At 30.1% G+C, this 9,513-nt stretch carries 10 protein-coding genes; 3 read left to right on the top strand and 7 right to left on the bottom strand.

What is annotated here, in order from left to right; translation table 11 throughout:
* Positions 1 to 52: 52 nt before the first annotated feature.
* Positions 53 to 1,480, bottom strand: a complete 1,428-nt coding sequence (locus tag OM90_RS11285) for a toprim domain-containing protein (protein WP_058486982.1) — start codon at positions 1,478 to 1,480, stop codon at positions 53 to 55.
* 154 nt (positions 1,481 to 1,634) lie between these two features.
* Between OM90_RS11285 and OM90_RS11280 the strand changes: the two genes are divergently transcribed.
* Positions 1,635 to 2,459 (top strand): LuxR C-terminal-related transcriptional regulator, encoded by an 825-nt coding sequence (locus OM90_RS11280; RefSeq protein ID WP_058486981.1) that lies wholly within the window; start codon positions 1,635 to 1,637, stop codon positions 2,457 to 2,459.
* A 327-nt stretch (positions 2,460 to 2,786) separates the two neighbouring features.
* Positions 2,787 to 3,074: a hypothetical protein gene (locus OM90_RS11275; RefSeq protein ID WP_034844011.1), complete on the top strand. Its 288-nt coding sequence runs from the start codon at positions 2,787 to 2,789 to the stop codon at positions 3,072 to 3,074.
* A 711-nt stretch (positions 3,075 to 3,785) separates the two neighbouring features.
* Here the strand turns inward: OM90_RS11275 and OM90_RS11270 are convergent.
* Entirely contained in the window at positions 3,786 to 4,076 is a 291-nt protein-coding gene (locus OM90_RS11270) for a hypothetical protein (RefSeq protein WP_058486980.1), read from the bottom strand.
* A 4-nt stretch (positions 4,077 to 4,080) separates the two neighbouring features.
* Positions 4,081 to 5,010, bottom strand: a complete 930-nt coding sequence (locus OM90_RS11265) for a ParM/StbA family protein (RefSeq protein ID WP_058486979.1) — start codon at positions 5,008 to 5,010, stop codon at positions 4,081 to 4,083.
* A gap of 514 nt (positions 5,011 to 5,524) precedes the next feature.
* Between OM90_RS11265 and OM90_RS11260 the strand changes: the two genes are divergently transcribed.
* On the top strand, positions 5,525 to 5,929 hold the full coding sequence (locus OM90_RS11260) for a four helix bundle protein (protein ID WP_058486978.1): 405 nt from the start codon (positions 5,525 to 5,527) through the stop codon (positions 5,927 to 5,929).
* 476 nt (positions 5,930 to 6,405) lie between these two features.
* On the opposite strand, the gene OM90_RS11250 is transcribed toward OM90_RS11260, so the two are convergent.
* From OM90_RS11250 to OM90_RS11230, 4 genes are all read right to left on the bottom strand, one after another.
* Positions 6,406 to 6,759 carry a hypothetical protein gene (locus tag OM90_RS11250; protein WP_058486976.1) on the bottom strand — a complete coding sequence of 118 codons (354 nt, stop codon included), beginning with the start codon at positions 6,757 to 6,759 and terminating at the stop codon, positions 6,406 to 6,408.
* Positions 6,760 to 7,078: 319 nt separating this feature from the next.
* Positions 7,079 to 7,624, bottom strand: a complete 546-nt coding sequence (locus OM90_RS11240) for a hypothetical protein (RefSeq protein WP_058486974.1) — start codon at positions 7,622 to 7,624, stop codon at positions 7,079 to 7,081.
* Positions 7,625 to 7,782: 158 nt separating this feature from the next.
* Positions 7,783 to 8,607 (bottom strand): replication initiator protein A, encoded by an 825-nt coding sequence (locus OM90_RS11235; protein WP_058486973.1) that lies wholly within the window; start codon positions 8,605 to 8,607, stop codon positions 7,783 to 7,785.
* A 319-nt stretch (positions 8,608 to 8,926) separates the two neighbouring features.
* Entirely contained in the window at positions 8,927 to 9,373 is a 447-nt protein-coding gene (locus OM90_RS11230; RefSeq protein WP_207643869.1) for a hypothetical protein, read from the bottom strand.
* Between the last annotated feature and the right edge of the window lie 140 nt (positions 9,374 to 9,513).

Below are 9,513 nucleotides of genomic sequence, written 5' to 3'. Positions count from 1 at the left end.
TAAAAGATCATTTTCAACAGGATAATGAGTAAAAAACTACATTCTTAAATGATCAAAAAGTTACATTTTTAACTTGACATTTATAGATATTTTTAAATCCTAATTCCTGAAGATTCTTTACATTATTCTCAAAACCTTTTAATCCAGCCTCATCATTGTCAACAAGTAGATATATCTTAATTTTTTCTCTTACATTCTCATACAACTGGTAAAGTTGATATAGTTGTCCCTTACTGAGGGAATGGCCGAACATCCCAACCGTATTTTTATAGCCATGCTTGAGAACCATTTTCATTACATCAAAGGGTCCTTCAACAATAAAAACTTCTTCTTTACTGCTATTAACTAACCGATTGGCATTATATAAAACACATCCTGACCTAAATCCTTGAAAATTATAGTACTTTTTATATTTACAGTTTTGTTTTTCAATCTCTTTTATCTGCTCTTCTCTGCTAAGGCCTTGTAATCCCAGCCTTCTAGCCCAATAATCGTAATGTTCTTCTTCGCTGTATTTATTTCTTCCCACAACCCCGACAATCTTTTCGTCCAAATCTCTCACTAGAAAACATATTCTGTTTCTGAATTCATTAGTACAGTCCCTTCCAGCAAAATATATTTCCATCTCTTCAGCATCTTTCACTGTAAATCCTCGTTCATAAAACTCAGGAGGATATACTCCTTTATTAAAACCAAAACCTTGAAGACTAATCTCCGGCAGAATTCTCTTCTCAAGCACAATTTCTTCCTCAACACCTACAAATTCTTTTTTTATTTCTGCAACACTTTTATGCGGGACAGATGAAACCATAATTCCCAAAATACCTGATATCCATTCCAGCGCCTCAGTAAAATGACAGCCTCGCTTTTCACAAACGAATTTTATAAAGTTTTTGCTTTGTCCGCATTTAAAACAGTAAATAAAGTAAGAACCGTCCATACCTTTCTTTAACAGAGCGTGCTGGTATTTTTTGCTGTGCATGTCACATCCCCACGGGCAGTGCTCAAACTTTCCATTTATTATGATATATCCTAGGGTTCTCACTACGTGTTCCATACTTGATTGGCTGCTGTCATTAATCTTCTGCTTCAACTCATTATAGTATGCATATGTCCGCTGTTGATATACATTATATTTCCCTTTTATCTTCTCTGGATGATATTTAAGGTATGTCTTAACAACTATCCTTATTTCTTCATCACCATTATGGGTAAGATAATTCTCTAAATAACTTCTATTAATTTCATCAATCTGTTTAAGTGTTAACCCCTTATATTTCCCGAATCTAATTATATATTCACCTGCATATGTTTTGAAACATTCCGCAATTTCTTCTTTCACTCTTTTGTCTGTGCTTCTCTTGTACTGCCCCCACAAATACTGCAATCCTGAAAAATTAGCATGAATAGTTTCCATATTCATAACTTCCACCATACCCATCCCCTTTACCTTACCAAACGAAAAAGTTTTGTTTTCCATATACATCGCCTCCGTCTTAATTTGGAGGCATTATATTAGGCGTCTCGTTAGGTTTCAAATTTTCATCTTATTTTTTTAAAATTTTTGCCTGAAAATTTGATTTTCTTCCTGCCACGGCTAAAATGTCAAAAACAGTCGTGGAGGATGATTTATAATGAAAAAGCCATTTGTAAATGATGAAGAAGTAAAATTTTTGTTATACCAATATAAACTAGGGCAAAAAAAGAATGTCTTAAATAAGCATCAGCAAAATGATGTTTTTATCAATCTTTATAATATAATTGAACCTCTTTTAAAGTGGACAATAACAGGGGATATAACTAAAATCTACTCTCCAAAGGTTAGAGAAAAAAAGTATTCTAAACTTATTAAACTACAAAAATCATTATTGCCCAATGAAAATGGTAATAGTTTTAAATTTAAATTTGATTTTACCTCCGCTTTAGAGAAATACCTGAAAGATTATATCCAACTATATGGATATATAGATGACAGTCAGCCTTGGAACTATTCCTTAATTTATCCCTTTTGGGAACTGATAAATAAGATATCCTTAGAAAAAATTGAAAAATCAATAGATAAATATGATAATCAATACTCCTATTACCTTGCTGTCAAGTTCTGCGACCAGTATTGGAATTACATATATAAATGTATTAGGAGAGATTTGACGATACAGATGCTTAGTATAGACAGCATTAAACATGAATGCTCTCCAAATGGCACAACTAATTCTTTTGATAAATTCCAATATAAACACAATATATATACTCTTATCGACGCTGACAGTATAGACGATATTTTATCTAGTATTAAAGGAATATTAACCAATAAAGAACAACAAGTATTAAATTTGCTCATAGATGGATATACCCATATAGAAATTGCCCAAATACTAAATATTACTCCTGAATATTCCCGCAAGATAAAATCTAGGGCTGCTAAAAAGGTTCGCAGCCATCTATGCAGAACGAGATAGTACTCTGTATCCATAGAAGTCCATGTTACTGAATTAATATACTATTCACTCATATGGCTAGATATATTTTTATGCCGTCTTTTATTTTTAGCCTTTATACTTCTAATCCCGTTGTTAATATATATGTAATTAGTTGAAACTGTATAAACCTTTGAATTCAGAAAGTTTAAAGCATTTTTATGGCGACAAAATTAACTTTAACCATATAATTGACGCATTGCAAGAAAGAAAAATTTTTTGAATTTGATAAAATATAAAAATATATTTGACTTTTATCTTTATCCTTTCCTATAATGCCATAAAACTTTGGAAAGGAGATGGTGGTTTATGAAGAATAAGCATCTTAAATCAGAAATTGCCAATTTACTAGAAACTGTTGATAAGGCTTTTGGTAAAGATTCTGTTCAATATCAGAATTTGGACTATTATTTTGATATTCTAGTAACTGTCTATGAATACAACTACGACAGTGAAAAAGATTTACTAGGCAAATTGAAGGATTTAATAAACAAACTCTCTGAAAAAATACCAGAACTAGAACCGCAGCAGTTTCAAAAAAAATATCCAAACATACACAAAATGATTGATTATCTTGATAAATGGCTATCAGAATAACTATTTTTAAAGGCTTTTCAGTTTATTACTGAGAAGCCTTTTTCTATGGATTTTTAATAAGATAATGGGTAAGAAAAAAATTAATACCTTTAATATTACATTATATTATATCGTCCCTTGTCCCAAACATCCTTTTCCCATGCCCTTTCACTATCCCATCTCAATTTTAGAATCACTTTTTTTACCCCTTAACCCTTAAAACCGTTTCTAACTCCTTTTCCCTATTAAAACCCATCCATTTGCTCCGTTTCTCATGCAAAAAGAATGAATTCTAAATAATTATCTTATCAGTTTTCTATATAAGGAAACCATTTCTAAAATCGAGTTTTACGCTTCTATTATGCTCCTGAGAGAAAATTACCTTATATAAAAACAAAATAGGGAAAGAAACTGCAGCAAAGCAATCACTTCCCCTATTTTGCGTATTTATCAACTACATTCCCCAGAATGCATTTTAAGAATATCATATAGCAATGTTATTTGTAAAGAGTCTGTCTTTATATTTCAACTATCCATCAAACTATAGTTCTTTGTAGTACCTAACTTTTTATTCCAGTTCGTTTGGGAACCTCCTGTTAGGACATAGGGGATAAGAGGCGAGGAGAAAAGGGTAAAAACAACTTAAGGAAATTTGTAACCTATTACCTGTTTATTACATATATGTTATCTAAGAAAAAAGCAGGAAGTCTGAAACTTCCCTGCTCATAATGGTTATAGATTATCGAACATATTAAATATTTCGTTAGGTAATTCATGTTCGACGCAACTATTATTCTCTTTTCCCTTGTTTTCTGTGGTAATTCCTCCACATTCCACTATCGCTTCTTTCACAGCCTGTTTAACTATTTCCTTATCAAAACCCTTATCCCTTTCCCCTATATAACTTAACACTGCCTTAATTACATAATCTGTTTTATATTTCTGTTTTGATAGTATGTTAAATACTTCTAAATCATCTTTCCTATCTAAAGAAAAAGATAAATTAATTCTTTTTACAGCCATAAAATCACCTTCTTAGTTCTTGTTCCAGCAAAATCTTATATCCACGTGCATTAGCAAACTGGTCAAGGTTTTCTATATATTTTACTCTATCCGAAGACTCTATATATTTCCTCAGCATCATACCCCCACCACCAACGATTATTGTTGGGTTCCTGAATTCAAAACCGTACTCCAAAATCTTTGTTAATAAGTTCTCTATATATTCCTCTGCTTTCATTTTTATCATTTTGCCGATATCTGCATCGAATAAAACTGGTTCTCTTCCTAAGATAATATCCTGTATCTGCTTTTCTGTTAGGTTTATATTCATCTTTAATAATTCCTGCTGTATACTTGCAAACAGTGTAATTACACCGTTAGGTAGCGAATAGCAGGTTGCAGTGTTAATTATCCCGTTTTCAACCATAAAAAAATCTGTAGTATAACCACCAATGTCAATCACATTTGCCAAAGCAATATCTTTATAATCTTTAAAAATATTAATAAATGCAGCATAACCCTGGGGATAGACTCTGCAATCTTTAACGCTAATTGTATAGTCTATTCCTAAATAGTTGAAATTAATATTATTACACAAAAAATACTCTCTGAATTTTGCTTTCATTTTACCGTAGTGAATGATAGGAAGCCCCACACCTAAAAATACATCTGCTTTCTGTTCTATTCCTGCCTTGTTAATTGCATCTGCTATTGCAGCCAAAGATATTATAAAAGCATCCTGAGTCTGAGTCTTATCTAATTGAACGCTCGACCTGTTGTTTCCTATGCTGTAATAAATACCTTGATATATAAGCAGATTTTGTTTTGTAATAGGCTCTACATCAGATTTTGTAAAGCCCGACTGACAACTAAAACCCTCACTGCTTTTGGTATAAGCATTTCCATTATCTAATCCTAAAAAAATACTATTTCTCGTAATGATTCCTCCATTCATAAATAAAATTAAAGTTCTCTGTGGTTCTTTTAATAAATCATTTTTTACAATTTCAAGTCTTCTTCTCAGATTTCAAAAAAATTGCTTACCTATCAAATCCAGGTAAGCAATCTATATATAAAATGGAGGTATTTAATTTTGATAATATTAAAAATTACCTTATTAATTAATGAGCGGATTATTTTATACGGAATCATTAAATATATTTTCAAGTGTTTTTTATCATCTTTTTCTTAAATTTTTTCCCCTTTCCACTTTACCCTTCCATATATATTTATGTATTTAGTAAATTTCTCTAAAACATTGATATTACAATATTTAAAGAGGTTTTTAAGCGACAAAAACTAGTTTAGGTATTAGGTAAAAGGTACAAGGGCTAAGGATTAATAATGTATTATATATCTTCTCAGCCCTTTTACCCTTCAATAATTACTTTACAAAAATTCTAGCACTAAAAATTGACTTGCCCCTAACAATCCGTATAATATAAAAAAATCATGAAAGGATGAATTTTATGAGCCAAAATTTATATATAAAAGATTTCAAAAGCCTGAAAGTATGGCAAAAGGCGAATGCTTTAGAGCAGGAAATAGCGGAATTAGCAAAAGGATTCCCAGGATATGAACAATATCGACTTGTGGACCAACTAATTAGAGCCAGCCGTAGTATTGGAGCAAATATTGCCGAAGGAAACACCCAATTATTTATCAAAAAAGAAATAGTTCATGCAAATATAGCACTGGGCAGTGCAGGAGAAGTAAGAAATCATCTTCTTACTGCATTTCAAAATAGTTATATAAATAGAGAAGAGTATAATATTCTAGATGAAAAACTAATTGAGATTATCAAAATGCTGTATGGTTACATAAAAAGATTAAAACTAGAGATAGACAGTGATTCCGATTTTAGTGTCTGCTAATTATTGTGCTATAACAAACATTTAGGTTTGATATAATTATTTTATGCTGGTAATGCTTCTACTAAAAATAAAAATTTTGAATTTAACTTGAAATCTCCCAAAATTCTTTTTTATAACTGGAATATAAAAAATATGAAGGAATTTTATGGGAACTTGGTATATATCGCCATTAATGTTAGCAGTTACTATATATATTGTGCTGTTTAACAAAACTTGGCTTTTTTTTAGTAAAATAAATTTAAAAAAGATTTATAATTTATCATGGATAGTTATATACTTCATCTATTTATTTTTTCTGTATAAGGAAACAGGAACCATTTATATAAAAGATACGGCTTTTGGTGCATTTCTGCATTTTATTTTGGCTTTCTTAGTTTGGATTGTAAGTGTATATAACCTTTAAACATTATTGTTTGCTCAAATTTTACTGATTCCTAATTATGCTGTAACAAGGGTTAAAGTTGCCCTCTCTGGCCTTAACCCTTGTTTGCTTTATCTCTCCTTCCAGCCATCTTATACGCTTTTTTTAGCCCTGCAGGTAATTCCCATTTCATTTTTATAACAAACTCGTCATGTTTGTGAATGTACTCAAAAGTATCACTCAGATTATTAAATTCTCGTTGAAAGTGATAATTTTTGTTGCCGAATTTCTTATTTTGATGATAAAGAAAGTATCGTTTCTTCTCTATCCGTTGTATTATCCATAAATCCAGTGATGAATACACATATATGATATTCTGAACAACAGTTATCCTCAAATTATATTTATTACTTTCATGAACTTCATTTTCGTCAAATGCATATGAACTATTGCACCTCAATGCTCTCATCAACCTCACTCCTTTTGCCTCATTATAGCGGGCCAATAGAAAATCGGCAAGAGATTTACCCACAGGCTAAAACAATAATCTACATAATACCGTTTGATGGAAATTTAGTCCTTTTTATAAGACCTATAAATGAAATTATTAAACCTGAAAGTGCTTATCAGATACTCAATACCACCAAAGTGGGAATCAGGGTCAATTGTAATTATTCCGCCGAATAAAGTTATGTTTATCCCAAAAAGCATTATCTTAAAACCTAAAGCCCTTTCCTTTAAGCCACATGCAATAAAACCTACAAATAAACTAAATATAACTATAGTTGTTATTGTTCATTTATAAGTTCTTTCAATATTGCTTTAGACTCCTGCGGAAGTATTTTAACAAAATGTTTCAGGCCAATATTATATATAAGGGCAATTATCATATTTTCCCGTTCTCTTAAGTCTGCTAGCGCTTGTCCGTCAAAAAGTTCCAATTTGTTTTCATAAGGCGTATACTGTGCCCATTGTTCACAAGTAAGCCTCTGCGGTTCTGCCAGTGGTACCAGTTCTTCTTTATCTTCTTCTGGTGCAAAATACTCAAGAGCATTTTCTACCCATTTTATAAAGTCCCTATCTTCCGGAATTTTACCGTCATTTTCCGCTATTTGCTGATTTACGATGTCTTCTGCTATTTTTTTGATATCTTCTTTGCCATTAAAAATTCTTAAAACAGCACTTTCAGGCAACTCAATTATTTTTAGAACTTGTTTTACACTAAAACCCATTCCTTTTAACCTCTTTACAATTTGCAATGTGCAAGACATTTCTGCTATTAATTTTGCTTTCTTTAAATGCTCTTGCAATATATTGCCAAGAGTTTCCTCCATATTTCCTTACACTCCTTATTTTTCTTGTTTTATATATAACGGTCATAAAATATTTTAACATACATTCCAATAACCCTGATAAAACATATTGAATACCAAGAAAGCACCAATGTTATACAGTATCTAATATTAAAAAACCACTAAAGGCTAATTCTAAATCATTTAATCTCAAAGTTTCTATCAGATATTAAATCCTCAATCTCTGTTTCACTAAAAGAAATAAATCTTACAACAAATACTTCTTTACCCGAATAATATTCAACAGTATCAACTATTATATTTTGCTTTTTTATTTCTTCAAAGGCGTCGATTAAGAGTCTTATATTTTCTTCTTTACTATTTTCAAGGGGAAAATCTATTCTAGAGGAAAAATAATTATAAGAATAGACCTTTCTATATTCTTCATTATATTTATAGCATTCAATTCTATCTCTTTCCAACATAAACATCATTAATTTGGAAATAGGATTAGTAAAGGACATAATCTCTTTTTGATACATGTTCTTAGTTTGTATATCTAGTAGTTGTTGCATTATAAAATCGCTAATTTGCATATCTACGTAACTTCTATCAATATATTTTTTGTTTACAACAAATTTCATATATTGAAATAAATTAATCATATGAGTTATATTTTTTCCTTCTTCTTTATAACTTATTTCAAATTGCTTATTATAAAGTTTGTCAAACCTTTCTTCTATATAATTATAGAGACAATTATTGACTGGTTTATTAATAAATTTAGCAACATCATTAAAATAAACCCTTATCCTTTGTGTTTTGATGAAATCTGGTTTACAAAAATTTAAAGTAAATAAAAATAATAGCATGTCATCGTGGTCAAAGTTATGCGTAAGAACAGGATTCACCGCTTTTATATTTTTATTATTCACTATTATAGAAACAATAGTTTTATCGTCACTAGAATGTTCATTGTAGAATGCTAACTTATTAATAAAAGTTTCAAGATTTTTATTCTCCATAATTACCATCCTTCCAATTTAATTAAACTATTATATCACATAAAAAATAGGGCTTTTTTTAATCTAAAATGTCATACATAGAAAAAAATAATACTAAATAAATAAATACTACTAAAGATGTGGTAGTTGACATGTTTCTTGGATATTTCATATTCGTGTTTTTTTATTGTAAAATTTTTGTTAATTTTTATGTATCTTTGAGAAAAGACATATGAAGTAATCCACGGTCCACCAAAAAAAACGCCAGAATGTTTTTCTGGCGTTTTTTCTTTAAAATACAGTTTCCATCATAATATAAATTTCTGCTGGACAAGCAATATTATTTATATAAAGTTCTAAACTCTTGTAATGCCTTATTAAGCGCTAATCCTGTTGACAGCCTACGCTTACATTCTTTAGCATACTTTTTATTACTGGTATCAATTTCATAATATCTTTTGTCTGCTTCGACTATATATGATTCAATTAGGTCCTGTTTATTTTCAATATATAATTCAAATGCTGATTTTTCTTCTTCATTTTCAAAATACAAAATCACCTCATCAAACCTTCTCTTTGCATATACTTCTTCCTCATCTTCTGTATCAAAAAGAAATTGCTGTAATTTATAGTCAATGCTATCCTTTAAAAAATATTTATATGTGAATTTATGATTAACCTTCCATTCATCATAACCTACAAATCCCCACCTTGGAACAGGTGTTTCATACCTCCCACTATCCAGCACAACTAATTGTAACTCTTTTAATACCGTTCCACTACACATTATCTTAAGATTTTTATACATGAACCGTGAATTAACTTGAGAATATACATAGATATAAATGATACAATAAAAATGTAATAAAATGATCATTTAAGAATGTAGGGAAATAAGATATAATTATCTCTAAGATTAAGGAGGTA

It is taken from the genome of Defluviitalea phaphyphila, assembly GCF_001466305.1.
Taxonomy (GTDB): Bacteria; Bacillota; Clostridia; order Lachnospirales; family Defluviitaleaceae; genus Defluviitalea_A; species Defluviitalea_A phaphyphila.
The sequence above is the reverse complement of the archived record's forward strand: the minus strand, read 5'-3'. Positions and strand labels throughout refer to the sequence as shown.

Coding starts and splice junctions, on each gene's coding strand:
- OM90_RS11235 (WP_058486973.1), bottom strand. CDS start 8,607: ATGGAGAATAAAAATCTTGAAACTTTTATTAATAAGTTAGCATTCTAC.
- OM90_RS11270 (WP_058486980.1), bottom strand. CDS start 4,076: ATGGCTGTAAAAAGAATTAATTTATCTTTTTCTTTAGATAGGAAAGAT.
- OM90_RS11250 (WP_058486976.1), bottom strand. CDS start 6,759: ATGAGAGCATTGAGGTGCAATAGTTCATATGCATTTGACGAAAATGAA.
- OM90_RS11275 (WP_034844011.1), top strand. CDS start 2,787: ATGAAGAATAAGCATCTTAAATCAGAAATTGCCAATTTACTAGAAACT.
- OM90_RS11265 (WP_058486979.1), bottom strand. CDS start 5,010: ATGAATGGAGGAATCATTACGAGAAATAGTATTTTTTTAGGATTAGAT.
- OM90_RS11285 (WP_058486982.1), bottom strand. CDS start 1,480: ATGGAAAACAAAACTTTTTCGTTTGGTAAGGTAAAGGGGATGGGTATG.
- OM90_RS11240 (WP_058486974.1), bottom strand. CDS start 7,624: ATGGAGGAAACTCTTGGCAATATATTGCAAGAGCATTTAAAGAAAGCA.
- OM90_RS11280 (WP_058486981.1), top strand. CDS start 1,635: ATGAAAAAGCCATTTGTAAATGATGAAGAAGTAAAATTTTTGTTATAC.
- OM90_RS11230 (WP_207643869.1), bottom strand. CDS start 9,373: ATGTGTAGTGGAACGGTATTAAAAGAGTTACAATTAGTTGTGCTGGAT.
- OM90_RS11260 (WP_058486978.1), top strand. CDS start 5,525: ATGAGCCAAAATTTATATATAAAAGATTTCAAAAGCCTGAAAGTATGG.